We start from the raw sequence: 26,949 nt of genomic DNA, 5'->3' as shown, positions 1-26,949 counted from the left end.
AAGAATGCAGACTGAGAACAGGAAACTAACACTCAAAAATTATATTGGTTATGGAACAATGGATTTATTTGGAGGGGGAGCATTCGCTATAATAGGCGCATGGATGTTATATTTTTTCATTACATACTGCGGTCTTACCCCTGTTGAAGCAGGATCTATTATTGCAATTGCTCGTATTATTGATGCGATAGCAAGCCCAATTATGGGCCATATCACTGATAATTTTGGTCGTACAAAACTTGGGAAAAAATTTGGAAGACGCAGGTTCTTTTTGCTAGTTGGAAGCCCTTTGATGATTATTTATTCCCTTCTTTAGATTTCTGATATGAATTACTGGTACTATTTAACGGTTTATATTTTGTTAGAATTCCTTGCAGCAATGGTAGGAATGAAATCACATGGGCTACATTTGGAATTAGAGTGTATTACAAACCAAGAAGTTGTTAACAAAGAAAAACCTAGCTTTATAGCTAGGTTTTTGGTCATTCACCACTAAGATAACTCAAGAAGCTGATGATAGTTAAAGAGATAACTGATGCAATTAGCAAAGATACACTCATTGCCCCCATTCCTAAACCTTCCCATTCTCCTACAAAGAAACTTATAATTAATAAGATAATGCTTGCCATCATTAAAACAGAAGGAAATCCATACTGTAAAGAGGATTTTCTTTTTTTAAATATTAAAGAAAAACCTAATATGATAACTGTAAGGATAGTTGTCAGAAGCCAGAAAGGCATTTGTCTCGCCTCCTTGAAAGAATTGATAAAAGAACCCTGATGTTTTCTAAAAAAGACAGACCTAAAAAGGTCTTTTTTCATGTACTCCATTCCATAGCAGTCTCGGTATGATTCGGATATGAACCATTTTAGCAAGGTGATTACTTTGATTACTTTTTATCGCCGGCAGAAAAACACAAAAAATGGCAGGGTTCTTAACCTCTGCCATTAAATTAAATTAAATTAAATTAAATATAAGATAAATCAATACTTCAGCAAAAAGTAAATAAATCATATACCTGGCATACTTAAACACATCTTCATCATCAGATGCCTTCTTGCTAGTAAACGTCCAGAAGAATAAACCTAACACAGTTAACGCCACAATAACTTGTATAATAAGTAAAATCGACAATTACACTACTTCCCCCTTAAAATTTACCTCTACACTGCCATCCATAATAAGATACTTCAATAGCAAGAGTAGCAGCATTAACTTTAAAACCAGCTTTAACTAAAGAATTAAACATTAATCTAGCTGCTAAATCATATTGCTTCGTTTTGATATATGTAAAGATCGCACCGTTTAACCACTGGCGTGCAATATTACCGTAACTCCCCACCATTTTATTGACTACACATTTTCCAAAAGATGCAGCACTGGCAGTACTTAAGGCAGGTTCTTGAGAGATTAATTCCTTTAATTTCAAAGCAGCAGGATCCCCTATAAGAATTTTAGCATTAAATGCATCTTCATCCTTAATAACGTAACCTTTATCTGTTAATTCCCCTATTTCATCAAAATAGAACTTTAAAACAGCTTCTAAATCTTCAATAGAATTATCAACATCTTCTGCTGAATTGTTAATAGCGAATGTTGCCAAAGGTGAAGTAAATGTTACTAACATAACCATAACAATTGATACAATTATAGATTTAAAAAATAGATTCATAATACAGCATTCTCCCCTATTAGAAATTTTGTAATAAAGTAAGTGAACATTGATCTAATAGGTGTTCAATTTAATTAAACACCTAAAGATGTTTCTTTAAAAGTGCTTTTAGAACTGGTTTTTAAATAAAAACAAAACTTTATATCCAGTCACAAGCACGAAACAAACTTTAATATAACGAAATAAAGTAAAAAAGATCACTCCTTTTAACCAATTTTTGTATTACCAAAGACTACTTTACATTATTTTGGTAATACAAACAACAAAAATAACCTTAAAATTACCTAAAATAGAAAAGTTTATAAAGATACCGCAATCAAAAAAGAAATTTTTAAAAAGTTTGCTTTTATAGTATTCTAAGAATCACATTGATGAAAAGTACTCGATAAATTAATAAAAATTCTAAACCCAACGGTAAAGTATCGACAAAAGCATCTCGGAGCACTAGCAGCTTTTGTAGGTTGGGAACTAGCAAGTAATATCACAGCTGATTTCTATAGATGGGGCGTTAAATCAGGGTGGAAGAAAGTATCTGATCTCGCTCCGAAGCATTTCCGCATCTGTTACATTCAGCCTTTTGATATGTTAATACCATTCATTAATCTTCTGACCGATCTTCGCTGAAGATACAGCTGCCATTTATACATCCCTCTCATTATTTGCTGTTTTATGTTAAATCCTAGCACATGAAATACATCTAAAACCTATTTGCGTTCCAATTTTGAAGATTTTCGGTATCTCGCAAACAGATTTTCAAGCTGATTTCAGCAGGCAAAACGAAAAAACGTATTTAAAGCCCTTATAAGCGTTTTTGACGCATTCCCCTACAAAAAATAAAACAAAAGCAATCAGAATCAAATCTGAGTGCTCTCAACGGCATTTTTCAAATAAATCACTATGTTAGTGCTAAAATCTCTCGATTTCCGTCAAGCGTGTAACAAAAAAGCAGACTCTTTTGAGCCTGCTCTCGCCAAATAATTTCATGGTCCCAATAATTGATAACCAAGAAACATGAATATAAAAAAACTGAAAGAAGTTATGAAATTTAAGAACGTGAAAAGATATTTTTTACCCATTATACTTAACACAATTCCAATTGGACCAATCACAAAGTTTAATAACCATAGAATACTACTTTGCCCAAAGAAAACATTGGGAACCCACAATAAAATACCAATAATAAAACAAAGAAATGAAAGACTCCTTAAAGTTTTTTTATTCAAATTATCACTCTCTCAAAATATTATTTTAATTACCTTAAAGGAACATCTTTTAAATCAACTTCTTCGTTGTTCCTAGTAGCATAATCCAAAATAATCTCGTCTTTTTTAGTTCTATAAAAGTAATAATCTACACTAGGATCATTCTTTAAAGTCACTCTGACTTGATTTTTAGCAGGAGGCTTTCTTCCTTTATCATAAACTTTATCAATAGCAGATATATCATTTTTAGATATATCTCGTTCTTGTAAATAAGTATAAACACCGTCTTCTAATCTTTTTTTATCATAATAATTTTTCATAAACCCCCCACCAATACCCAATATAAATATTAAAAGAATAGTTAAAAGTATATATTTTTTCTTCATTTCCCTCTTCCCTTCTGAACCTATTTATCTATATAATGGAACATGTGTAAATTTTAACAAGGAGATGAAAAATTTGAAAGCTTTAACGAAAATAGTATTAACTTTTCTAGCTGCTTTACTAATCAGTACAATTTTTACAAGCACATCAGAGGCAGCCCCAGTTACAAACCAAAAGCTGGAGACATCTTAATCACAAGCAAAAAAGTAACAGGCGCACCTTTTGTTGGACATTCAGCAATTGTTACTGATGATGGAAGAGTCGCACATATCAGTGGACCTGGGGCAAAACCAATTGTACGTAAATGGTCTTCTTGGAAAAAAGACTACCCTAAGATCAGAGTTGTGAGACATAAAAATAGCAAAATCGCAAAGAACGCAGGTACATATGCACGCACAAAAATCGTTCCTCAAAAAGCGTCTTATGCAATCTTTCCAACATTATTGTCTACAGGTACACAATACTGCTCTAAATTAGTATGGCAAGCATATTACTTTGGGAACGGAAAGAAAAATCAATTTAGTTTCAATCCATATGTACCTACAATTGTAAGACCTTATGACTTTGACCTTAAAAAGCTAGCTCCTAATTTTAAAAGAGTATATTCAAATTATTAAATGAGAAGCAGACTCTTAAAAGTCTGCTTTTTACTGTATTATGTAATTTTTTATTCCTACATGCCAACGTGCCATGACCTCAAACGTCTCATTGGCTACCTCATCATCATCTTCTTCAATTCTGACAAGATCCCCGTCCTCGGCATCCGTCAAATTCAGTTCCTTATGAATATCTTTCAAGATCCCGCCGTAACCAATCAACCGCCTAGCACTTAATGCATCATCCAAATAATAGACCGTATCCAAATTTTCCTCGGTCACTTCATTGCCACGTATGACATCCGTATCCTTAACAGGATACTTCGAGATTTCAAGAATGGCTTTTTGTTCTTCCATCTCTTTACGCACTTCTTGTTCAATCGCTTCCGCATCAATTCCCTTTTTTCCTTTGACCCGCTGCACATGCACAATCGGTGTATAATCCAATTTCATTGCCCGCTTCCAAAGGCTTGTCCATTCTGCTTGTTTGATATAGCTTTTCCCTGTGAAATAACTTCGCTTCACTGGAATTAAGACATGAAAATGTGGATGATATGTATTCTGTTCATGATTTTTTGTAATCTCTAAAGCTCTGAAATAACCAAGAACAGAAGAGTCCACTTTTTTATACTTCATCAATCTATTAAAGCCTTTCATCATGTCCGAAATGGTCTGTTTCAGATCTTCTCCATCAACGTTTCTAACTGTCAACGTGAGAAATATCCAGGCGGGCTTATATTGCCGATTGGCTTCTTCAACGATCAATTTATTATGACTTGCAATTTTTAACGACCTTCGCCACGCACACATAGGACATAACCTCACTTTACAAAAGTAGACTTGATATAATCGTAGTCTGCCCGTTTCGTTATCTCTTCTAAACGCAAGACATTCCGCACAATCACATACTTTCTCTGCCTTTTTTCCGTAGTAAGGCGCACCGGTACGCTTTTCAAGTCTCTCATAAGTCCCGTCATTTGTGACGAGACTGCGAAGTATTTCTTTTTTAGCCAGTTTTTTGTTTTCGTCCTCATTGGCTTTAATTATTTGCCCAATTTAAGAAGTGTTGAAGCTCCCCATAGTACTAAACCGATACCAGCAAACAACGCAAGAAACAAGCCACCAAAGAAATAAAATCCTCCCATGTTTATCACCTCGTCTTCATATCTTTATTTTACCATTTTAAGAATAAAAGAGAAATGTTTCAAATTGAATGTAATTCTTAATACCAACATGCCAATGTGCCATGACCGATCAAACACCTGGCACTTAATGTATCATCCAAGTAATTCAAAGCAGCTTCGTATTTTCCTAGTCGCTGATATGTATTTCCTAAGTTCATCGATATGAGCCTGCTTTTATCAAAAATCACACTAAAAACATTCTTTTTGTACAACTCCTAGACTGAAGGACTCCACCCAATGCTTTGCATATTCAGCTGGAAGTGCTCTTTTTGTTACATTAATCGCTTTCTTTATAGATTTCGCTCTAGAATAACCTAAATTACGTTGATGCTTATAAGCTTTAATTAAAGCATTAGCAACCACTCGAGTTCCACCCATAATTTTAACAGCTTTCTTGATTTTTTAAATTTTAGACCAAGGTAAAGCATTAGTGCATAGGTCATGCCCCATTCAAACAAAACTAAACAGCCAGTCACCGATTAATTTTCGCGACTGGCTGTTTAACTTGCAAGGTATTTTGATCCATGATTTATAAACCGGAGTCAGCCCGCAAAAATCTAATCGGTTTTTAGTCCAAAGTTCTTCCTGGACAAGCTTTAACCTTCTGCCTTTTTGGACATGATAATTTTATAAGCTTTGAGACGTGGGGCGGACAATTAGTTCGTTAATGGTTACGTTAGTCGGCTGCTGAATTGCAAACAGGATGGTTCTCGCAATGTCACCTGGGTCAAGTTGACTCCATTCCTGGCTGCCCAATTTCTCCAATGCTGGATAAATCGAGTTGTCGGTTATCGTATCGTACAGTTCGGTCTCTACCGCACCAGGGGAGATGAGCGTCGTCCGAATATTTTGCGTGGATCCCAATTCGGTTCGCATACCTTCAGTTAGAATCCGTACAGCATGCTTGGTCGCACTATAAATAGAGCTTGAAGGGAAGATGATATGTCCCGCAATGGACGAAAAATTAATAATATGTCCCTCATTACGTTCTTCCATATGTTTGTACACTGCCGCCATCCCATAGAGGACGCCCTTAATGTTCACATCGATCATTCTCTCCCATTCGTCAACTTTCAAATTTTTGAAGAACGAGAGAGGCATGATTCCAGCATTATTAATCAAAATATCGATTTGTCCATAAACTTTTATAGTTTCATCTACCAAAGCCTCCACGTCAGCACGCGAAGTGACGTCAGTCACTTTGTAGATGGCTTCGCCTCCAGCATTACGGATTTCTTCTTGCAGGTGCTGTAATCGATTTTCCCGGCGAGCAGCAAGCATGACTTTAATGTTGTGTTGGGCGAGAAGTTTGGCCGTAGCCGCTCCCATTCCGCTGCTTGCACCTGTGATGATAGCTACTTTTGTATTCATGTATACATCTCCTTTGTTCTTTTATAAGCCATTCACCGCTGGCTTAATTCTAGGTTATCAATTAGAGTAATCTATAAGTCAAATTAATTAATTCACTTAAGAAAACCCCTCATGAAAACGCATATTTTCAGATAACAAAGGATAATAAATAGGAAGGCATTGAAAACAACTACACAAAAATCATTATAGTATACTCTAATGTATACAGCAAAAAAATTCACGCAAGAGTGAAAATGTTGAAAAACGACATCTACGGCAGCATCTTGGCCAATCCTTTTTCTTGCATGTCATAAAGTGCCAGCTTGTAATTGATTTGCTCCAAATATTTAATCGTTTCCGAGAGGTCCTTCTCTACTTTTTCCTTATGCTTAAGCATCATTTGTTTACGTCGCTTAAGCGTACTCTCGCCTTCTTGGTATAGAGCCACATATTGCTTGATCTCGGCAAGTGGCATACCCGTCTCCCGCAGAGCTAAAATAAAATCCAACCAGTCTATACTCTCTTCGTCGTACAATCGATGGCCACTCGAATCTCGCTTGACGCATGGCAAGATTCCTTCCCTTTCATAAAATCGAAGAGTATATGGGGTAATCCCAGTTTTCTCCGAAATTTCTTTAATCGTAGACATCGCTTTCTCCTCCATTCATCAAAGTAATTTCTAACCTTTACCGTTCATTCATCTCCTGGAAGTTATAGCTGATTATTATTAAGGGAATATTCCAGTTTAATGGCGAATTCAACAAGTTTTTAACTTAAAGTTTACTGTGGGATTAAGATGTATTCAATACTAAATTCACTTCCTATTGAGATTATAAACGAACGTTTTATTTGGAGTCTGAATGATAAAACGTTCATTATGCGTTTATTCTTACGGAAGTTCAAAAAATGGACTTCCGTAAAATCTGCTTTGTCCACAAGCTATTTTCCCTTTTACTTTTTCTTAATAATTCCACCTGTGAGCTTGCACAATAAACCGTTCATACTAAACATCCTCCACCTAAAACTTTTCAACCATGATGGATCCCAGAATCAATTGACAAATGAATGAAGTAGCTTTAATCTAATTATGGAACGATCATTCCATAATTGTATTTAGATAAAGGAGGAAATTATAGTGTCTGATTCACCACATATAACTTCAACTCATTCAACTAATACCCCTGTCAAGTTTCCTTGGATTGCTTTACTTGCGCTTGCGATGACAGGATTTATCTGTATTCTTACCGAAACCATTCCAGCTGGACTTCTTCCATTAATAGGAGAAGGACTTCGTATAACAGAAGCGATGGCTGGACAATTCGTTACCCTATATGCGATAGGATCACTGGTTGCAGCCATACCTTTTGCGATATTTACTAGTGGAATTAGACGACGTCCACTTCTGCTAACTATTATTGCGGGGTTCTTTATATTCAACACCATTACTGCTTTGTCAAACAGTTATACCTTGACACTTATTGCTCGATTCTTTGCAGGTGTTGCTGCAGGAGCAGCATGGGGCATGATTGCTGGTTATGCACGCCGAATGGTTTCAGATTCCTTAAAAGGGAGAGCATTAGCTGTTGCGATGGTAGGAACACCCATCGCTCTTACTTTTGGTGTACCAATTGGAACATTGCTTGGTGCTTTGATTGGCTGGCGTGCCGTATTCTGTGTCATCTCTCTCTTCGCTCTTATCTTATTGGGATGGGTGTTGTGGAAAGTCCCAGATTATCCTGGGCAACCTTCCAATAAACGAATGACCGTAAGACAGGTATTTGTGAGACCTGGAATGCGACCAATTCTTATCGTTGTACTCAGTTGGATGTTAGCTCACAATATTTTGTACACCTATATTGCGCCATTTCTCCAACTTTCTGGACTCGGAGGACGTGTTGATTTGGTCTTACTAGTGTTTGGTCTATCTTCCCTTGTATCCATTTGGATAGTTGGTCTACTCGTTGACCGCATGCTACGTTTATTGGTATTAATCAGCCTTTTTATATTTGTGCTTGCGTCTGTTTTCCTATGGATAGGTGGCGCTTCCGCACCAATTGTATATATAGCTTCCGCATTATGGGGGCTTAGTTTTGGAGGCGCTGCTACCTTGCTACAAACCGCTCAAGCCAATGCAAGTGGCGAAGAAGGTGTAGATATTGCCATGCCCATCAATACAACTGTATGGAATCTGGCCATTGCTGGTGGAGGGATCGCAGGTGGTACTTTGTTGGAACTGGTGGGAGTACAGTCATTCCCAAAAGTTCTACTGATTCTAATATTTGTAGGTGTGATCATTACCTGGAAAGCAAAGAGACACGCTTTTCCATCAGCATGAACACACCACCCATTTGAGTTGGATGAACTTTAAACAAAGCTTGTGATTTAATCTGATAAAATTAGGATGAAAAGCTTTTTAGGGAGGGAGGTTATGTTATGTCACGAACAGGACGTCCAAGAGCATTCAATCGTGATGAAGCGATTTCTGCCGCCATGCATCTGTTCTGGGAACACGGGTATGAATCTACGTCACTAGCCCAGTTGCGCACTGCGATGGGGAATATATCAGCAGCAAGTTTTTACGCAGCGTTCGATTCCAAGGAAGCATTATTCCGCGAAGTAATCGATCAATATATTTCCTCTTATGGCCAAGTTTCAAAAAGTTTTCTTGACACAAGTATTACCTCGAAAGCAGCCATCGAGCAAGGATTACGTCGGTCTGCAAAGATGCAGACTGAGGGATCACACCCTTTAGGCTGTCTGTTGGTTTTGTCTGCTACTACTTGTTCTCCCGAGCAAAATCACATCCGAGAAATGCTCGCCAAAGAACGGGAAAAAATTCGCAGTTGGATGAAAAGTTGTATAGAGCGAGCTGTAACAAATGATGAACTGCCCGTTTCGACAGATATCGACATGTTGGTCGCTTTATTTGAAACTTTTCTTCATGGAATTTCTACACAAGCCAGGGACAATGTCCCCTATGAGATAATTGATGCGGCTATAACTCAACTCATGAGTGTGTGGGATGTATTATCTTCTACGCAAACCAGATAATCATCTAGCAGGTCGTTTTTCTCTTGTATCTCTAAAAGATAGAGTATAGGAAAGTTTCACTTAATAATTAGAGGGAGGATGTTTATGTTTTCTGGATTTAAGGAAATTAATGTTCAGACAAACGGTGCGACTATTCATGCCTTGGTCGGCGGCTCAGGAGAGCCGCTCCTTTTACTCCATGGCTATCCGCAAACTCATGTGATGTGGCATCCCATAGCCGAACAACTTGCAAAGTCTTATAAGGTTGTCGTATCCGACCTTCGCGGTTATGGGGATTCCGTTGCCCACGACGGGGACTTTACATTTCGTGCTATGGCAATGGATCAGATTTTACTGATGCGGCATCTTGGTCACACCAATTTTCATGTCGTATCGCATGATCGTGGTGCCCGAACAGCTCATCGAATGATTCTTGACCACCCCGATGCGGTTCGGACAGTTGCATTGTTTGATATACTTCCAACGTTGGACGTCTGGCGTACAATGGATGATTGGCTAGCTCGAAGATATTATCATTGGCTCTTCCTATCGCAACCAGGAGAAATACCTCAGCGCCTTATTAGTAAAGATCCAGTGATGTTTCTGCATTCTGCGCTGGTGGGGCTATCAGGTGAACTCACAATATTTGCACCCGAAGCTTTGGCTGAATATGAAAGAGTTGCACTCAATCCGAAAGTCATCGCGGCGTGGTGCTGTGACTATTTGGCTGCTGCAACGACCGATATCGACCATGATCGCGCTGATATTGGTCGAATAAGTCATATACCTTGCCTTGTTCTATGGGGCAACAAAGGTGTAGTAGCTCATCACCTCAATCCTCTCGATGCTTGGCGGGTGTGGTTCCCACATGTCACTGGTCACGCAGTGGATGCTGGCCATTTTCTTGTTGAAGAGCGACCTGATGATGTTCTTAGGGCACTGATAGGACATCTCAAAAAACAAAAGTATACGAGCTGACCCATTTCTGTTTTTTCATACTTGTGCCAGCTCTTGTTTATATTCAGCTATCTCGGTTTCATGACAGAAGTGTAAGCACCTGGCGTTTTCTCATCAAGCAGTGGATAATTCGGTAATAATTATGTAAACTTACGAAAAGTAAGTTTACATAATTACCCTTCGGGGAAGTCTTTTTTTTAGCCGATCCTCATATTCGGGCAAATTCCGTCTTCAGGAGTGATTTAGCGTTTGGGAAATAATCAAAAAATTGGCCTTCATGAAGAAAAAGCCGATCTCTGTTTTTCTCCAGATAGCTCAATATTTCATACCTAACCAATGATTGAACAAATTTCAGCTTCATTATATGATTTTCTGTTGCTGGTCTTATGCTTGCCACCTATTAGTACACATTTAAGGTTTCTGACTTGATCAAATTCTTACACAAAAAGCCGCAAAAATATTGAAGTGTTATTTTCTTTGGTTTATACTTAACTTGTATTGATTATTAGATCGATCATGACGAGGTCGATCACACGACTGGCATGTCTCTTTCGGAGAGTGCAGCATTATGGTGAATGGATTTGGTTTCACCATGAAAATCAAATGATTTACTATTGGGCACTCAGTTGACTACTGGAGTGCTTTTTCTATGTTTAAAAACATATACTAAGGATAACAATACTAATGATTTAGGTAAAAGCAAAGGCAGCCCTCAATAAACAGAAACGTGATAGAACAACTTTAATTGACGAGAGAAAAGTTGTGCTCCCCTTACTTAACCTAAATTTTAGTGAGAGTTAGAACCTGTTGAACCAGTTAGCCCAAATCCAGTGGGATATAGTCTTGACGAGGGACAATACCAATGGGATATAGTCTTGACGAGGGACAATACCAATGGGATTCCGAAAGTTTTAGCTGTATTTTTTACCAGCTGCTTTCGTCTCAGGGTTTTCTGGTCTTTTTTATGTTCTTGACGTGTTTTGTTGTATTGATTATTTTGAACACGACTTGACATGATCTCTTTCACCCCTTTCGTTACAGAATGGGGCGAGGTCTATCGCTTGCTAACGTTTCTAAATATATCTTACCAGCATGTCTATCGAAATACGACAGGTATCAAGTCCTTCTAAACATAATCTTATAAAGTGAAGAATCTTCAGCCTGTTCATTTTTTCAATTTGCATAAAAAAGAAGCCCTTAACGGCTTCTTGAATTTATTTCATACCGGACTTGTATGTTTTTTTAATTAGGCTATGTTAAAATTTTTTGTTGTTTTTTCTTGAATATTTTAGGACTTCTTATTGAAAGTCTCAAAATATTTTTATTATATCTAAAGTGGAAAAGTAAATTAGTTTGAAATTATTTTTACATACATACCTTCCTCAGCCTTTCTCTTAGCATTTTCGTTCATCTGCTTAATTTCAAATGATAATTCAGAAGAAGGTATAAGTTGGTCATTATAGAATACAGATGGGTCAATTAACCTCACTTTCTTTTTACGATGCAAATGATATTCGATCTTATCTTCTTTAACAATTACACTTCGATGTATGTGATTTAAAAGATTTTCAACTTCTATATCGTTGGATAAACGCAATAAATCCATTACTTCTTCATCCGTTCCGAGTAGTGTATTGGTATTAATTATTTTTTTATCCAAAGCGATTTTTAAAGTCTTAGCCAAAAAATCATAACCATAAATATTAAGAGGATTCATAAAGAAATCAATAACCTCTTGGTAATAAGTTCTTACAAACCATTCAGCAGCTTTTATATCCTTTAAGTATATTTTTCCATCTCTAATAATTAGATTACCTAAGAAAACATCAATTTCTTCTATTGTAGTGTTTTCGCCTCGATACATATCTCTCAAAGTGTAATCTATCCTGTCAACGCATAACTCAGGAGCTGGTTGTTCGAGCAAGTTCCACTTAGAGCTGTCTAAAAGAATTTTTTTATAATCATATCCGTATTTACTAAGGATACGAGGGATTTCTGAATCAGTTATGATTTGATGATAAATTTTTTCGTGGTAATCTTCATTTTTATTTTCAAACACAAAATCAATAACGTGTGAAAATGCAGTATGCGATACATCGTGAAGTAATCCTGCGATTTGTTCTTCTAAAGAGCCACCAAGTTTTTTTATTAGGAACATTACGCCTATGGAATGTTCATACCTCGTTACATTCCACTTTTCATTAACAAAATAACTTGCTCCTCCTTGGTAAACGCCCTTTAGTCTTTGTACTGGATTACTAAGAATAAGTTCTTCAAGAATTCCATCTATTAAATAATCGCCATAAATACTATCTGTTATATTCATTTACCCTACGTCCCCTTTAAACACTAATTGCTGAAACTTGATAGTCTAATCCTTTCATTTGTTATGCTTGTGGAGAATAAACAGCTTTACACAAGCATTTTTGTTATAGATGCATTAGACTTCAATGCTTCACAATATCCAAGAAAAATTTACGAAGAGAATAACCCTCTAACATACATTTAATGAAATTCAACCATTTATCAGGTTTATGGGTACGATAAAGAGGTATAGAAATCACATCAGTAAATGTTTTTCGGAAATCTTTACAACGGTATCGTTGCCGTTCAACACTTTTCAGTCCGAGTTTTAATGATAAAGAATTCTTTTAAACGATGTTGTTCTGCTTAATTCAACTTTTTTAATCTCCGCTATCAATTCTTTTAAAGTCATTACAATCCATACCTCTAAATAAAACCACCGTTAATTCTAATTGTCTGCCCATTTATCCAACCGGATTTCTCACTGACAAGTAATTCTACAGCATTCGCAATATCACTTGGAGTGCCTAATCGATTCATTGCGTTCATTTTCCCTAACATTTTTATCTGTTCTTCCGTTTTACCTTCTAGAAACAAATCAGTCCCAACTGGACCAGGAGCTATTGCGTTTACTGTGATCCCTTTACTTCCGAATTCTTTTGCCAATTGTCTTGTGAATTGTTCAACTGCACCTTTAGTGCCAGCGTATACACTGTAATTTGGGAACATTTGCCCGTTTACAGAAGTTGATAGGTTTATGATTCTTCCCCCATCTTCCATGTGCTTTTTGGCTTGTTGCATAGCAAAATATGTTCCTTTAACATTAATATTAAAGTGCCGGTCAAATTCTTCTTCTGTGACATTCTCTATTGGATTAAGGTTCATAACACCAGCATTGTTTACTAAAATATCAACTCTTCCGACTGCATCAAGTACAGCAGAAAATAATTGCTCTACCCCTTTCACTGTGCTTATGTCGGATTTTATTATATGAGCATTTCCACCTTTAGAATCGATTTCTCTTTCAACAGCTTTCGCATCTACATCATTGCTGCTAAAGTTTATGATCACATTTGCACCAAGTTCAGCAAGCTGTATTGCTATCTGTCTGCCTATACCTTTACTTCCACCGGTTACTATTGCTACTTTCCCAGTTAGTTCCACGTAAATCATTCTCCTTTATTTTCAAAGTAGACACCCCGGTCCCCGAAACGGTATCTTAATTTTTATAAGTTATGTAGATAATCCTCTACATAACTTATAATTATACCTATTTTAAATTATAACACTCCTTTATCAAGCATTATGCTTGATCGGAGAAAGCCCTCAATGACCAATAGTGTTATCCCCTATGTTATGCAGTATCATACTCCTGAAAGATTTTTTGTTGTGATGTGATGAAAATCCGAACAAAGCAAGCTGCCTTGGGAGATCCAAATGAGCTAAATCACGAATTAAAGACGGGTGCACCTTTCCAGATTTCACTCTTCCAATGACAATATTTCCTCTAATAGGATTCTTGCTCCTTCTGGACTTAATACAATGCCTCCCGATAAGGTCATGTATTAATTCCATTTGAAACTCTTGGAGCTGAAATGACGAATGATTTTAATGCACGGACCAAGCTCTCAACAATAAGATTAATCTATTCAGGACTAGGAACATTTTTAGCTACCTTTATTCCAGGCAGATTATTCGAAATATTCGGAAAAGATTCACCTCAAGTTTTTCTTTACAATGGGATTATCTTCACCTTTATTTTTATGGCTGCATTATTAATTACACATAGAACAACATGGGAACGTAAAATAGAAGAAGACATGATAGAACCTGATGGTGTAGAAAAAGTACCTGCTATAGAATCCATCAAAAAAGTCATCATTGACTTAACATCTACTTTTAGAATAAGAAGTTTCCGTCAGCACCTCACGATGTATATTTGTTCGTTTACGGCCATGGATATTTTAAACGCTGTCTTTGTCTACTTTGTTGTGTTTTCTTTAAATAAAGATGCAGTGCTGGCAGCTGATTTATTATCTATTGGTTCATTACTTCAAATGGTATGTACAATATTGTTTGGTTGGCTCGTGATTAAAATAGGTCCTGCGCCATCTTTGAAAATATCTTATATTGCGATTATTACATGTATCAGCGGTTATATATTTTTATACTTCACACAACCAGCTTATATGATTATAGCGCTGTATGCTTTCTCTGTTATCTTAGGCATCGGAAAGAGTGGATTATATTATATACCATGGAATATTTACACTTTCATTCCTGATGTAGATGAAATGGTCACTCGTAAAAGAAGAGAAGGAATATTTGCAGGTATTATGACGTTTACACGCAAGAGTACTACAGCTTTAGCCACATTCTTGGTAGGAGTTATTTTACAGGAAAGTGGATTCGTTGCAAGCGCGACGACACAGTCTACGACAGCAATAAATGGGATTGTAGGTATTCTGTTTTTCGGAACTGTAGGGCTAGTCGGGATTAGTTTAGTTATTTCATTTAAATTTAAATTATCTAAGAAAACTCATTCCATTATGATTAATGAAATTAATAGGTTAAAGAATAATGGTTCAATGGAACAGGCTGATGATGAAACAAGAAGTGTTTTGAAAGCGCTAACAGGATGGGATTACGAGAAGCTTTGGGGTAATAATAACGTAGGATATCAGAATAAGCGCCAACATTTTGAACAACAAGATTTTAAACAGGATATGAACTAACTTTTGTTGTTAGTTGCACTTCAAAAAAAACACCTTCAGATTGATATCAGAGGTGTTTTTAAATATCTTACATTTAGTGTTTTTTGATTTTAAAACCGGATCTCATCATCTCCATGAATTTGCAGCTTCAGCGGTTCACTTTTCGCCTGATGCTTTTTCACATAGCGGTGATAGACAATATACCCAATGATCATGAGCGGTACACCGACATATAGCCCGATGCGCTGCTCTTGATCAAAGGCAAGGCTGACCAATACGATGGTATTCAGTGTGATCGCAATGATTGGCAGCACCGGATAAAGAGGCGTTTTAAATTTTAAGTTTTCCAGCTTTCCGCCTGCTTTCAAGTATTTTCTACGGAAAAGCAGCTGTGATAATGTAATCGTGATCCAGCCTGTCTGGGCACTCATGCCGGCAATGGACACGATCCAGGCAAATACCGTTTTCTCTGCAAAAAACCCGGATAACAGCGAAATCCCTGTAAACAGGAACGTGAGCAGTAAGGCATTCATCGGAATACCGCGCTGATTGACGCGTCTAAACGCTTTTCCTGCCATTCCTTCCTTCGATAAGGAATACAGCATTCTCGTTGATGCATACAAGCCAGAGTTCGCAACAGATAATAAAGCAATGATAATGACAAAGTTCATGATGTCTGCCGCAAAAGGAATGCCCGTTCTCTCAAACACAGTAACAAATGGGCTTTGCAGCACACTAGCTTCCTTCCAAGGCACCATACCCGCTAAGACGAAAATCGATAAGACGAAAAAGACGAGTGTACGCCATACAGTCTGATGAATCGAGCGGGGAACGGTTTTCTCAGGGTTTTCACTTTCACCTGCCGCAATCCCGATCAGCTCTGTTCCTTGAAACGAAAAATTTACTGTTATCATCGTAACCACAACAGCGAGCAGGCCATTTGGAAACAGCCCGTCACTCACAAAATGGCTGAAGTATGGGGCGGGTTCACCGCTTGTTGTTTCAATAAACCCAAACATCGCCGCTCCGCCTACGCCAATAAAGAGTAAAATTGCAATAATCTTAATGGTAGAAAAGAAAAACTCCGACTCCCCGAACGCTTTCGCTGACCGGGCATTTAATAAGAAAAGACAGAGTCCGAATATGAGACACCAAATCCACACATCCACTTGCGGGAGCCAGCGCCTCATCAGCTGCCCTGCTGATAAGAACTCAAGGGCGACCGTTGCTGCCCAGCCGAGCCAATAAATCCAGCCGACAGCAAAACCCGCTGCCGGGCTGACAAATTTCGTCGCATACGTATGAAACGACCCCGACACAGGAAGTGCAACCGACAGCTCACCAAGACACAGCATGGTTAAATACATGATCAATCCGCCCACAATATATGAAAGAACAGCTCCGACTGGCCCTGCTTGTCCAATCGTATAGCCCGTTCCTAAGAAAAAGCCTGTCCCAATGACACCGCCAAGTGAAATCATAAATAAATGGCGGGAGGTCATCGCCCTTTTCAATTGTTCAGGCTGACTTTGTCCAACATCCACAATGATGCCCTCCTTCTTCTAAGATGCTCTGTTATCAAAACATGTCTCCATGTGATTCATTCCATTTTCAAAACAACCTACTAATTATACATCTTTTATAATAAATATGCTCCCTTCTATGGTCACTGTCTCAAAGTCTTTATTTTAGTAATGTTCGCACAACTATGTGGTGGATCTGGTCATTTGATAGGATGCGATATATCTAAAATATTGCACAAAAAAACCAGCTTGAAACTTTATCGTTGCACACTGGTTTCGTTTCATTCTTTTCGAGTCTCATTTTAGACAGTTCTTATGATCACTTTAGTCACAAGTCATTCTGCTTTTAGCAAACACACTTTGATAAATTCATCTATTTTCTGAAAGCAGCGCTTTTTAGATTCAGCGTGAAAGGCCGCAGAATATGAATTGGCGAATCCATGCTCACCCTCTACTATTGTCACGCAAAGCTTTTCCTTTTTCTCCAAAACACTCGCAATCTCCCTTGGATGAAAGGATGCTTCGATCTCCGGGAAAAATAACAGCGTTTTGCAGGCAGGCGCAAGATCGACGTCATCTCTGATCCTCGAACCATAAAATCCAATGATTCCGGTAAACAGCTGATCATTTTGACTGCATCGCCAGGCAATTGTTGCCCCCACACTAAAACCTAGCAGAAATATATCTATCGCGGCATTCTTCGTTTTTAACTCTTTTGCCAGATTCAGTACACTCTTTACCGGCTTATCAAAACCAACTTTATTCATAAAGTAGTCGTAAGCCTCATTTTCACTGACATAAGGGAAGTGCTTCGCCTGTCCCAATAAATGAGGACAATAAACCTCAAAACCAGCTGTGTCGAAATAATGGATCATACTCTTCATATGATCATTTATTCCGTATATTTCGTGTATTAAGATCATGACAGGTTTTTGTTTCGATGTATGCAAATGTTCACACTTCCCTTTTGTTTCTTAGAAGTCAATTGAATCGATTGGAAAATTTCGTTGGGATGATCATAGCATATTTTACCCGAATCGTTTATCTAACGTTCCACCAATCAAATCATCTTGAACTTGTGTATGGTTTTATTCACCTTTTAACTTGGGTATAGTTCTATCGTTTGTCCGTTCGACCGTTTGAGGGCATAAAGTTGGTGAGATTCGCTCAAGCTAGTTTCAAATGCTTTACTTTTAGGTTGCTTCTCTGTAAGATCATATGTTGTAAATACCAACAAGAAAAGTGGGGAATAAAATGAAAAAAATGTTCTTTGCCATTATTTTAGGCGTTTGTGTTGCATTGATCACGGCATGTGGATCTGGTGCAAGCGACAACGCGAATAAACAATCTGGGTCTAAGGAATCAGGAGACCTTTGGAAATCCATTCAGGATAAAGGTGTATTAACCATCGGAACAGAGGGAACTTATGCTCCTTTCACCTTCCATGACAAAAAGACAGATAAATTAACTGGCTACGATGTAGAAGTCATCACTGAAGTAGCAAAACGTCTTGACTTAAAACCTGAATTCAAAGAAACACAATGGGACAGTATGTTTGCTGGACTGAATGCAAAACGTTTTGACGTGGTAGCAAACCAAGTTGGGAAAACTGGACGTGAAAATCAATATGATTTCTCTGATAAATACACGACATCTCAAGCTATTGTTGTGACAAAATCAGATAACAACGACATCAAGAAACTATCTGATGTCAAAGGCAAAAAAGCAGCACAATCGTTAACAAGTAACTACAATAAATTAGCAACAGATGCTGGCGCTAAGATTGAAGGCGTTGAAGGTCTTGCACAATCCATTCAATTGATTCAGCAAGGACGTGCTGATCTAACGTTCAATGACAAATTGGCTGTATTGAATTACTTGAAAACAAGCGGTAACAAAAACCTAAAAGTTGCATTTGAAACAGGAGATCCTCAAGAAACGTATTTCGCATTCAGAAAAGGCAGCGGCGAAGTCGTTGACAAAGTGAATGGCGCATTAAAAGAAATGAAGAAAGACGGTACACTTGCTAAGATTTCTAAGAAATGGTTTGGTGAAGATGTTACAAAATAATATCCTGGGAGTCGTCATTCCTTGGGATCTTCTTCAGCAATCTTTTTGGCCAATGGTGATGCAGGGGATTTATTATACAATTCCCCTCGCCATCATTGCCTTTATTATTGGTATTTTTATCGCGCTTGTGACAGCTCTTGCTAGAATGTCTAAGATTAAAGCCCTCAGATGGATTTTCTCCATCTATGTGTCGGCCGTTCGCGGAACGCCGCTTTTTGTGCAATTGTTTATTATTTTCTATTTCTTTCCGACATTTAATATCACACTTGATCCATATCCAAGTGCCATTATTGCTTTTTCTTTAAACGTAGGTGCGTATGCGTCGGAAATTATCCGTGCATCTGTCCTGTCTGTTCCAAAAGGACAATGGGAAGCTGGTTATTCCATTGGGATGACACATCGCAAAACGCTCGTCCGCGTGATTTTACCGCAGGCTGTGCGTGTATCAATTCCCCCACTGTCTAATTCATTCATTAGTTTGGTGAAGGATACATCCCTTGCCTCCCAAATTCTCGTGGCAGAGATGTTCCGTAAATCACAGGAGATTGCTGCGGCGAACTTGGATCAAATCTTGTTTATTTATATGGAAGCAGCCCTCATCTATTGGGTATTCTGCTTCATTCTATCGCTCGTTCAGCATCAAATTGAAAAACGACTTGATCGATATGTCGCAAGGTAAGGAGGGAACGACATGCTAACAGTCAAAGGCTTAAAGAAATCCTTTGGGGAAAATGAGATTTTAAAGTCGATTGATTTTTCGATCAACAAAGGGCAGGTTGTGGCGATTCTTGGTCCATCTGGTTCAGGAAAAACAACGATGCTTCGCTGTTTAAATGCACTTGAAATACCAAATGGCGGCTCCTTTACCTTCGATGATTTCTCGATTGATTTTTCGAAAAAAAATAAATCAGCTGATCTGCTGAAGCTTCGACGGAAATCAGGAATGGTGTTTCAGGATTATCACCTGTTTCCTCACCGCACAGTGCTTGAGAATGTGATGGAAGGTCCTGTTCAGGTGCAGCGCCGTCCAAAGGAAATGGTTCGAAAAGAAGCCATTCAGCTCTTGCAAAAGGTCGGTCTTGAAGATAAAAAAGACCTGTATCCATTCCAGCTGTCAGGCGGTCAAAAGCAGCGTGTCGGGATTGCCCGTGCACTTGCCATTCAGCCAGAGCTTATGCTTTTTGATGAACCCACCTCTGCGCTTGACCCTGAGCTTGTCGGGGAAGTCTTAAAGGTCATGAAGGATCTAGCGAAGGAAGGCTGGACCATGGCAGTTGTCACACATGAAATCAAGTTTGCCCAAGAAGTAGCAGACGAAGTGATTTTTATTGATGGCGGCGTCATCGTCGAACAAGGTCCCCCGGAAGAAATCTTCAAACGACCAAAGGAAGAACGAACAAAACAATTCTTAAACCGGATTTTGAATCCAGTATGATGAAAAAAGGCTGTTCTCACGTCGTGAGGACAGCCTTTTTTTATATCTCTTTTTGCAGACGAAGCGCCAGTAAATCTTGCAGGAGCAGTCTCGCTCCCTCTGGACTGATGACCACCCCGCCGGATAACACCTTATTGGAACAAGTCACTTGTCCTGTTACGATACAAGGTTTGTCCTGCCAATACGGCTTCATCACAATTTGGTCTTCTTCTCGATAAATCTCCATAAAATCTTGGGGATGAATTTTCAACCGTTTTCTTATATCTGTCGGAAGGACAATTCTCCCAAAGTTATCTATATACCTTACATAGTCTTGATTTAACAAATTGCCCCCTCCTGCATCTCTAGATATCGGCGATTCCCTTTTTATCAAGGAATGAATCGCTCTAATCGGTTAGTGAAAGGATAAGTTGCAGGCTGATCCAGTGGCTAAACACGCTTCCCATAAATAATATATCTGTTTGGCGCAGGACCAATGAAAGAAAAAGGATAACATGTTGTCAGGACAAGTTCTTCCTTTTCCTGTTGTAGTGTAATAATACTTTGATCATCTTTCTTCACTATCTTTGTTTTCTCGATTTCATAGACAAAACGTCCATATGAAAGCTCGATAATCAATTGATCTCCCTTCACAAGTTCGCCTGTTCGTCTAAACACCGTATCACGATGCCCTGATAGAACGATTTGTCCGTGCTCGTTTGGAAAATAACTCTCATGAAAGTGACCAACGCCTTTTGCTAAATCATCTGCATCCGTTCCTTCTACAATCGGCAGCTCAGTTTTTAGTTTTGGGATGTGCAAGAGCCCAATCGCTTCACCAGTCTGCGGTGCAAAAGGGGAATCTGTTTGCCCCTTTTGCTGAATGGCTGCTTGTGCAGACTGAAATGACTGATCTACTTCTTTTTGTCCATCAACGATATTCAAATATCCTACAATCGCAAGACAAAGCCCTGCTATGATCATTATCGCTGAGATGAATTTTTGAAACATGACTGGTTATCCGTTTCTTTTTCTTCTATTCCAAAAAATCAGGGCTGCACCTATTAATACGAGTGCAAATCCTGCTAGTAAAAGGTTGTACATCGCAGTTGCAGTATTCGGAAGATGATGTCCAGGTGTATCCTGTTGTGGCTCAGAAGGTTGATCTGGATTTGCTGGGACTTCTGGTACATTTGGTGGTTCTACTGTCGTTGAGTTTTCAGGTTTGTCAGGCTCATCTACATTCTCACCCTTCACGACTCCGATATTTTGAATGGTTTTCCCTTCAGATCCTTTGGCAGCCTTCGCTTCAAAGGTCACTGTATGCCAGTCGGTATCTTTGATATCGCCGAATTGAGCGGTGACTGTGCCTTTTGTGTAATCTCCGTTATCGTCATCTTTTGCATCTGTGGCAGCTTGTCCATCTACTTTTAACGACCCTTCGACATATTCAAGACCTTCTGGCAGTTTATCTGCGATCACTAAGTCTTTGATGACACTGTCTTCTACATTATTTTTTGTTTTGATCGTGTAAAGAAGGGTGTCGCCTACTTGTACTTCTTTTTCATCGGTATTGCCTTCTGCTTTTTGAGAGATTTCTGATGTTTTTTCTGATTCAAGCTTTGGATCTCTTGGATCAATGTTTGTTTCGGTTGTTGGTTCGTCTGGCGGTGTATTATCGCCTGTTACTTTGGCTGTGTTTTGAATGCTTTTACCTGATTGGCCTTTAGCAATCTTCGCTTCAAAGGTCACTGTATGCCAGTCGGTATCTTTGATATCGCCGAATTGAGCGGTGACTGTACCTTTTGTGTAGTCTCCGTTGTCATCATCTTTTGCATCTGTGACGGCTTGACCATCTACTTTTAGTGAACCTTCGACATATTGAAGACCTTCTGGCAGTTCATCAGAAATCACGAGATTGTTGACGATGCTGTCTTCTTCAAGATTCTTTGTTTTGATCGTATAAAGCAGGGTATCGCCTACCTGTGGTGTCTTTTTATCTTTGTTGCCTTCTGCCTTTTTCTGAATACTTGCAGCCTTTTCTGATGCTAGTTTTGGTTCACGAGGATAAATTTCTGTTTTCGTTGTTGGATCATCTGGCGGCGTGTTTTCGCCAGTTACTTCAGCTGTGTTTTGAATGTCTTGACCAGCCTGTCCCTTTTCAACTGTCACTTCAAACGTCACAGTATGCCAGTCCGTGTCCTTCACATCACCAAAAGAACCTGTAACCTTTCCATCTGTGTAGTCACCGCTATCGTCGTCTTTCACATCTGTGACAGATTCCCCATCAATTTGAAGGGACCCGGTGACATACTTCAACCCTTTTGGTAATTGATCTGAAATCACTAGATTTTCAACAAGACTGTCTTCTACCGTGTTTTTTGTTTTAATTGTATAAAGCAGGGTATCGCCTACTTCTGGGTGTTTCTCATCTTTGTTACCTTCTGCTTTTTTCTGCAAAACCGCTGATTTTTCTGATTCAAGCTTTGGATCACGCGGATAGATTTCTGTTTTTGTTGTCGGCTTATCTGGCGGTGTGTTGCCGCCTGTGACATTGGCTGTATTTTGAATGTCTTTGCCTGATTGTCCTTTTTCAACCGTCACTTCAAACGTCACGGTATGCCAATCTGTATCCTTAATGTCGCCAAATTGTCCTGAGATGGTTCCGTTTGTAAAGTCTCCGTTATCGTCATCCTTTGCGTCTGTGACTGCATCTCCATTCACCTGAAGTGAATTCGGTACATATGCCAATCCTTCCGGCAGTTCATCTGAGATCACTAAGTTTTCAACGAGACTGTCTTCTATCGTATTCTTTGTTTTAATTGTATAAAGCAGGGTATCGCCTACTTCTGGATGCTTCTCATCTGTGTTACCTTCTGCTTTTTTCTGTAAAACTGCTGATTTTTCAGAAGTCAGCTTTGGGTTACGCGGATAGATTTCTGTTTTTGTTGTCGGCTCGTCTGGCGGTGTGTTGCCGCTTGTGACATTAGCTGTATTTTGAATATCTTTGCCTGCCTGACCTTTGTCAACCGACACTTCAAACGTCACTGTATGCCATTTCGCATCTTTCACTTCACCGAACGTTCCAGTGACAGTTCCGTCTGTCATATCCCCGTTGTCATCATCTTTTACATCTGTGACTGGATTTCCATCTACCTGAAGTGAATTTGGTACATATGATAACCCTTGAGGTAACTTGTCAGAAATCACAAGATCTTCAATGACGCTGTCTTCAATCGCATTACGGGCTTGAATGGTATACAGTAATGTGTCGCCTACTTCTGGATGCTTCTCATCTGTGTTACCTTCTGCTTTTTTCTGTAAGACCGCTGATTTTTTTGATTCAAGCTTTGGGTCACGCGGGTAAATTTCTATGTTTGTTGTTGGTTCATCCGGAGGTGCGTTTTCCCCTTTGACATTCGCGGTATTTTGAATATCTTTGCCTGCCTGACCTTTGCCTACCGTCGCTTCAAATGTCACTGTGTGCCAATCGGTATCTTTCACGTCACCTATTTGACCTGAAACAGTGCCGTTTGTATAATCACCTTTGTCTTGATCTTTTGCATCTGTTACGCTCGTTCCATCCACCTTAAGGGACCCTGAAACATACGTTAAGCTGCTTGGCAGCTTATCTGATATGATCAGATTTTTGACAATACCATATTGCACGGTATTTTTTGCTTTAATTGTATAAAGTAACGTGTCGCCTACTTCTGGATGCTTCTCATCTGTGTTGCCCTCTGCTTTTTTCTGTAAAACAACTGATTTATCCGATTCAAGCTCTGGAGGATATGGATCAAATTCTGGCTTAACCCGCGAAGCTAAATCGTAAGATAATGAATCACCTACAGTGCCCATATATGTTGTACTTAATGTTTTCGCATCAAGTGTAAAAAGAGTGGAATGGCCAATGGAGTCATTTAATCCTGACTGTAATAGCATTTGTCCATTGGGCAAAAAGCTAATCCCCCGAACGCCTCCGTCAATCGTTTTACCATCTGCATTTTTAATCGGAATGACACGAATGACTTCTGCTGTATCAGGGTTCATTTGCGCAATGGCCCCACTGCCATTTGATGCGAACCAAAGATAGCCGTCCTTATCAACGACAAGATCTCCGCCAACGCCAGACCCGATGTCATATCCGACAATTTTTTTAGACGATTTTTGACCCGTAGCTAAATCGTATGTTCCAAGGAAATACTCACCATTAGAAGCATAAGAATAGATATATTTATCTTGATACACAACGGCATTAGAAGCACCTTCTGGTAATTGGGTTACGCTCTCTGCTTGCCCTGATGTCGCATTTATTTTATATAGAGTAGGGGTCGTGCTATTTGCAGTTGCATACACAACATTTTCTCGATCACTTACAGCAACACCATTCACTGCACCCATATCGATTCCTTTCACCTCTACACTAGCTTTTACATTTGTTGGATTATTTCCATCGAGCTGCTGAAGAACCAGTGGCCTACTCCCAATAATATAAGAATCCGTGTTATTGACAACAACCGTCCCAGCGGCTTTCGTAACAGCTGGTGAGACCGTTAATAGATTTCCAACGATCAGCACCAATATAAGAAATAATTGACTCGTTCTTTTCAATATATTCATTCTTTGACCTCCTCTTTTCCCTGCTTCATATCATAAAGGTATGTACCAGTTCACCTCCCACACTTTGGTAAAGAATATCAGTAACTTTCGAAATGCCTCAACATGACTAAATGACTATTTTCGACAAAAATAGACTTTTAGAACTATACACCTCTCGTCATTTGATCTGTCTATGTTTTTTCCAAAAAAATAGCCTTTTTTCATCTTAAATCCCCTCATATATCTATCTTTATAAACAGGTCTTATGATGTGAATTACATACAATCCTTTCTATTTAAAGATAAATATTCTTTAATTGGGTGTAGATTATTTTTTTGGCAAAATATATTGAATTATTTTCTTTTTTTCTTAAAGATAGGAAATTAATGGCTTGGTTTGTCAAAAAAAACAATCCGAAAGTCATACTACTTGTTTTGCCGTTTTGACCTTTACAATTCGAAAAAATTATTTTTTAAGTAAGCGATTACAATTAGGCTAAGCCATTTAAAGGGGTGTGAGAGTATGTTACGATGGAAATCGAGTGTTTAAGAAAGAAGGGAATGCTTTTGAAGCGGGAACATCTTTTACGGTGGTTTTTTTATTTTGTTGGGTTGATCGTACTAGCTTTTGGACTATCGCTGACAGTGAAAGGGAAGATTCTTGGGATTGGTCCTTGGGACGCTTTCCACTACGGACTGTTTCAGCATTTTGGACTCACAATTGGACAATGGTCCATTATTATTGGTGCACTCATTGTGACACTGACTTCTGTTTTTACGAAATCATTTCCAAAGATCGGCGCTTTACTGAATATGGTGCTGATTGGCGTGTTTATTGATTTCTTTAATGCGATATTACCTGCGCCACATGGGTATTTACCGGCTTTATATGTATTTATTACGGGTGTTGTAGTTTCTGGATACGGCGTTGGCATTTATGTCTCAGCCAATCTTGGTGCTGGGCCACGTGACTCATTAATGTTGCTCATCTCAGCGAAAACAGGGCTGAACGTTCAGTGGGTTCGAAATGGCATTGAGTTAACAGTGCTTTTGTTTGCATGGATGCTCGGTGGACCGATCGGCATTGGAACGATTTTGACTGCGATCTTCACAGGTCTTGTCCTGCGTTTCTCCTTGCCGCAATCGACACGGCTCCTGCAGCTGCTCATTACAAAAACAGCAGAGAAACCTGTTCAAACCCTTACAAGATGAAAGTAAGCCATTCTTATCATAGAATGGCTTTTCTTGTGTTAAAATTAATAAACAGAATATTCACACATAGGAGTTGGAGACCTCATGCAGCTTTTCCACTATCATTACTGGACACCATTTGTCGAAGAGACAGAACAAACATATCGTTCGCTAGGCTTTGAGGTTAAAGGTCGTTTTACAAAGGATGGTTCCTTTCATCCCCCGCTGACATGGGATGATTTTAGAGAAGAGCAGCCGACCTTTCGAATCATTGAAATGAGAAAAGGACAGATCAATATCACATTTGGCTATAGCAAAAAAGTCCTTTTTGATCACATCGGCTTTCTTGTCTCAGACGAAGAATATAATCTACTGCTTGCACAAGCTAAAAAACTAAACTGGCCAATCCAAGCTGGGGAACGGAGAACATTTCTTTCGACACCTCTTCGTTTAAGGCTTGAATTACAGCGCCGTACAGATGTCATTGAAAATGGAAACGCTGCGCTGCATGCTATGACAATTGCTGTTCTTGATTTGTCACAGACACCTAAAGTCGATCAGCTGCTATCACCTTTGAATCAGCCCATTCATTGGCAAAAAGGAGAACGGCTTTCCCTGCTTGACGTGAACATGACGAATGTTGATGAAATGAATACAATTGATCCGAATGGTGTCCACATCGTGAAACAGACGTAAAGCAGCGAGGCTCGCTGCCTTTTTACGTTAATGGACCCTTTTGCGCGTCGCTCTCCAATGGTAC

At 38.8% G+C, this 26,949-nt stretch carries 23 protein-coding genes and 2 pseudogenes; 10 read left to right on the top strand and 15 right to left on the bottom strand.

Annotated elements, in window-relative coordinates:
• Positions 1 to 4 precede the first annotated feature (4 nt).
• Entirely contained in the window at positions 5 to 316 is a 312-nt protein-coding gene (locus tag NSS80_RS02095; RefSeq protein ID WP_342498400.1) for an MFS transporter, read from the top strand.
• Between the two features lie 166 nt (positions 317 to 482).
• Here the strand turns inward: NSS80_RS02095 and NSS80_RS02090 are convergent, their stop codons facing one another.
• The 7 genes and pseudogenes from NSS80_RS02090 to NSS80_RS02060 all read right to left on the bottom strand — a co-directional run bounded on the left by NSS80_RS02090 (position 483) and on the right by NSS80_RS02060 (position 7,037).
• A complete protein-coding gene (locus NSS80_RS02090; RefSeq protein ID WP_317222214.1) occupies positions 483 to 740 on the bottom strand; it encodes a YesK family protein in 258 nt (85 codons plus the stop codon).
• A gap of 410 nt (positions 741 to 1,150) precedes the next feature.
• Positions 1,151 to 1,672, bottom strand: coding sequence for a hypothetical protein (locus NSS80_RS02085; protein WP_317222215.1), 522 nt, complete (start codon positions 1,670 to 1,672; stop codon positions 1,151 to 1,153).
• A 1,252-nt stretch (positions 1,673 to 2,924) separates the two neighbouring features.
• Positions 2,925 to 3,260: a DUF3139 domain-containing protein gene (locus NSS80_RS02080; protein WP_317222216.1), complete on the bottom strand. Its 336-nt coding sequence runs from the start codon at positions 3,258 to 3,260 to the stop codon at positions 2,925 to 2,927.
• A 645-nt stretch (positions 3,261 to 3,905) separates the two neighbouring features.
• A pseudogene (locus NSS80_RS02075) lies at positions 3,906 to 4,820 on the bottom strand (protein rep); the annotation flags it as partial.
• 407 nt (positions 4,821 to 5,227) lie between these two features.
• The gene (locus NSS80_RS02070) at positions 5,228 to 5,401 is read right to left on the bottom strand and encodes a hypothetical protein (protein WP_317222217.1); all 174 of its coding nucleotides are present in this window, start codon (positions 5,399 to 5,401) and stop codon (positions 5,228 to 5,230) included.
• A 264-nt stretch (positions 5,402 to 5,665) separates the two neighbouring features.
• Positions 5,666 to 6,409: an SDR family oxidoreductase gene (locus tag NSS80_RS02065; protein WP_317222218.1), complete on the bottom strand. Its 744-nt coding sequence runs from the start codon at positions 6,407 to 6,409 to the stop codon at positions 5,666 to 5,668.
• 250 nt (positions 6,410 to 6,659) lie between these two features.
• Entirely contained in the window at positions 6,660 to 7,037 is a 378-nt protein-coding gene (locus tag NSS80_RS02060; protein WP_135033087.1) for a MerR family transcriptional regulator, read from the bottom strand.
• A gap of 486 nt (positions 7,038 to 7,523) precedes the next feature.
• Between NSS80_RS02060 and NSS80_RS02055 the strand changes: the two genes are divergently transcribed.
• The 3 genes from NSS80_RS02055 (at position 7,524) to NSS80_RS02045 (ending at position 10,396) form a co-directional block, all read left to right on the top strand.
• The gene (locus NSS80_RS02055; RefSeq protein ID WP_317222219.1) at positions 7,524 to 8,723 is read left to right on the top strand and encodes an MFS transporter; all 1,200 of its coding nucleotides are present in this window, start codon (positions 7,524 to 7,526) and stop codon (positions 8,721 to 8,723) included.
• A gap of 98 nt (positions 8,724 to 8,821) precedes the next feature.
• Positions 8,822 to 9,439, top strand: a complete 618-nt coding sequence (locus NSS80_RS02050) for a TetR/AcrR family transcriptional regulator (protein WP_317222220.1) — start codon at positions 8,822 to 8,824, stop codon at positions 9,437 to 9,439.
• An 84-nt stretch (positions 9,440 to 9,523) separates the two neighbouring features.
• Positions 9,524 to 10,396, top strand: a complete 873-nt coding sequence (locus tag NSS80_RS02045) for an alpha/beta hydrolase (RefSeq protein ID WP_317222221.1) — start codon at positions 9,524 to 9,526, stop codon at positions 10,394 to 10,396.
• A 1,327-nt stretch (positions 10,397 to 11,723) separates the two neighbouring features.
• On the opposite strand, the gene NSS80_RS02040 is transcribed toward NSS80_RS02045, so the two are convergent.
• The 3 genes and pseudogenes from NSS80_RS02040 to NSS80_RS02030 form a co-directional block, all read right to left on the bottom strand.
• On the bottom strand, positions 11,724 to 12,701 hold the full coding sequence (locus NSS80_RS02040; protein ID WP_317222222.1) for an HD domain-containing protein: 978 nt from the start codon (positions 12,699 to 12,701) through the stop codon (positions 11,724 to 11,726).
• 148 nt (positions 12,702 to 12,849) lie between these two features.
• Positions 12,850 to 13,091 (bottom strand): annotated as a pseudogene (locus NSS80_RS02035) (IS1595 family transposase); the annotation flags it as partial.
• Between the two features lie 14 nt (positions 13,092 to 13,105).
• A complete protein-coding gene (locus NSS80_RS02030; protein ID WP_317222223.1) occupies positions 13,106 to 13,852 on the bottom strand; it encodes an SDR family oxidoreductase in 747 nt (248 codons plus the stop codon).
• A 395-nt stretch (positions 13,853 to 14,247) separates the two neighbouring features.
• Here NSS80_RS02030 and NSS80_RS02025 point away from each other — a divergent pair, with 395 nt between their 5' ends.
• Complete coding sequence (locus NSS80_RS02025; RefSeq protein ID WP_317222585.1) at positions 14,248 to 15,414, top strand: MFS transporter; 1,167 nt, start codon at positions 14,248 to 14,250, stop codon at positions 15,412 to 15,414.
• 89 nt (positions 15,415 to 15,503) lie between these two features.
• Here NSS80_RS02025 and NSS80_RS02020 read toward each other — a convergent pair whose 3' ends face one another.
• Positions 15,504 to 16,895 carry an amino acid permease gene (locus NSS80_RS02020; RefSeq protein WP_044332722.1) on the bottom strand — a complete coding sequence of 464 codons (1,392 nt, stop codon included), beginning with the start codon at positions 16,893 to 16,895 and terminating at the stop codon, positions 15,504 to 15,506.
• 356 nt (positions 16,896 to 17,251) lie between these two features.
• Positions 17,252 to 17,866 carry a dienelactone hydrolase family protein gene (locus NSS80_RS02015; protein WP_111927535.1) on the bottom strand — a complete coding sequence of 205 codons (615 nt, stop codon included), beginning with the start codon at positions 17,864 to 17,866 and terminating at the stop codon, positions 17,252 to 17,254.
• Between the two features lie 304 nt (positions 17,867 to 18,170).
• On the opposite strand from NSS80_RS02015, the gene tcyA reads away from it, so the two are divergent.
• The 3 genes from tcyA to NSS80_RS02000 are packed head-to-tail and all read left to right on the top strand — an operon-like array spanning position 18,171 to position 20,421.
• Positions 18,171 to 18,986 carry a cystine ABC transporter substrate-binding lipoprotein TcyA gene (gene tcyA, locus NSS80_RS02010; RefSeq protein ID WP_024424285.1) on the top strand — a complete coding sequence of 272 codons (816 nt, stop codon included), beginning with the start codon at positions 18,171 to 18,173 and terminating at the stop codon, positions 18,984 to 18,986.
• Positions 18,973 to 19,665: an amino acid ABC transporter permease gene (locus tag NSS80_RS02005; RefSeq protein ID WP_024424286.1), complete on the top strand. Its 693-nt coding sequence runs from the start codon at positions 18,973 to 18,975 to the stop codon at positions 19,663 to 19,665. Before tcyA ends, NSS80_RS02005 begins: the two co-directional genes overlap by 14 nt.
• 12 nt (positions 19,666 to 19,677) lie before the next feature.
• Complete coding sequence (locus tag NSS80_RS02000; RefSeq protein WP_041089051.1) at positions 19,678 to 20,421, top strand: amino acid ABC transporter ATP-binding protein; 744 nt, start codon at positions 19,678 to 19,680, stop codon at positions 20,419 to 20,421.
• Positions 20,422 to 20,461: 40 nt separating this feature from the next.
• Here NSS80_RS02000 and NSS80_RS01995 read toward each other — a convergent pair whose 3' ends face one another.
• The 3 genes from NSS80_RS01995 to NSS80_RS01985 form a co-directional block, all read right to left on the bottom strand.
• Complete coding sequence (locus tag NSS80_RS01995; protein ID WP_041116652.1) at positions 20,462 to 20,746, bottom strand: AbrB/MazE/SpoVT family DNA-binding domain-containing protein; 285 nt, start codon at positions 20,744 to 20,746, stop codon at positions 20,462 to 20,464.
• A gap of 104 nt (positions 20,747 to 20,850) precedes the next feature.
• Positions 20,851 to 21,411 (bottom strand): class D sortase, encoded by a 561-nt coding sequence (locus tag NSS80_RS01990; RefSeq protein WP_041116650.1) that lies wholly within the window; start codon positions 21,409 to 21,411, stop codon positions 20,851 to 20,853.
• Positions 21,412 to 21,417: 6 nt separating this feature from the next.
• On the bottom strand, positions 21,418 to 25,020 hold the full coding sequence (locus NSS80_RS01985) for an isopeptide-forming domain-containing fimbrial protein (protein ID WP_041116649.1): 3,603 nt from the start codon (positions 25,018 to 25,020) through the stop codon (positions 21,418 to 21,420).
• Between the two features lie 545 nt (positions 25,021 to 25,565).
• Between NSS80_RS01985 and NSS80_RS01980 the strand changes: the two genes are divergently transcribed.
• The gene (locus NSS80_RS01980) at positions 25,566 to 26,210 is read left to right on the top strand and encodes a YitT family protein (RefSeq protein ID WP_039182975.1); all 645 of its coding nucleotides are present in this window, start codon (positions 25,566 to 25,568) and stop codon (positions 26,208 to 26,210) included.
• A gap of 84 nt (positions 26,211 to 26,294) precedes the next feature.
• A complete protein-coding gene (locus NSS80_RS01975) occupies positions 26,295 to 26,885 on the top strand; it encodes a hypothetical protein (RefSeq protein ID WP_317222224.1) in 591 nt (196 codons plus the stop codon).
• Positions 26,886 to 26,949 lie beyond the last annotated feature (64 nt).

Source organism: Bacillus sp. FSL M8-0350, assembly GCF_038593345.1.
In the GTDB taxonomy this organism is placed as follows: domain Bacteria; phylum Bacillota; class Bacilli; order Bacillales; family Bacillaceae; genus Bacillus; species Bacillus safensis.
Note: the sequence above shows the minus strand (reverse complement) of the source record. Positions and strands in the feature narration are given on the sequence as shown.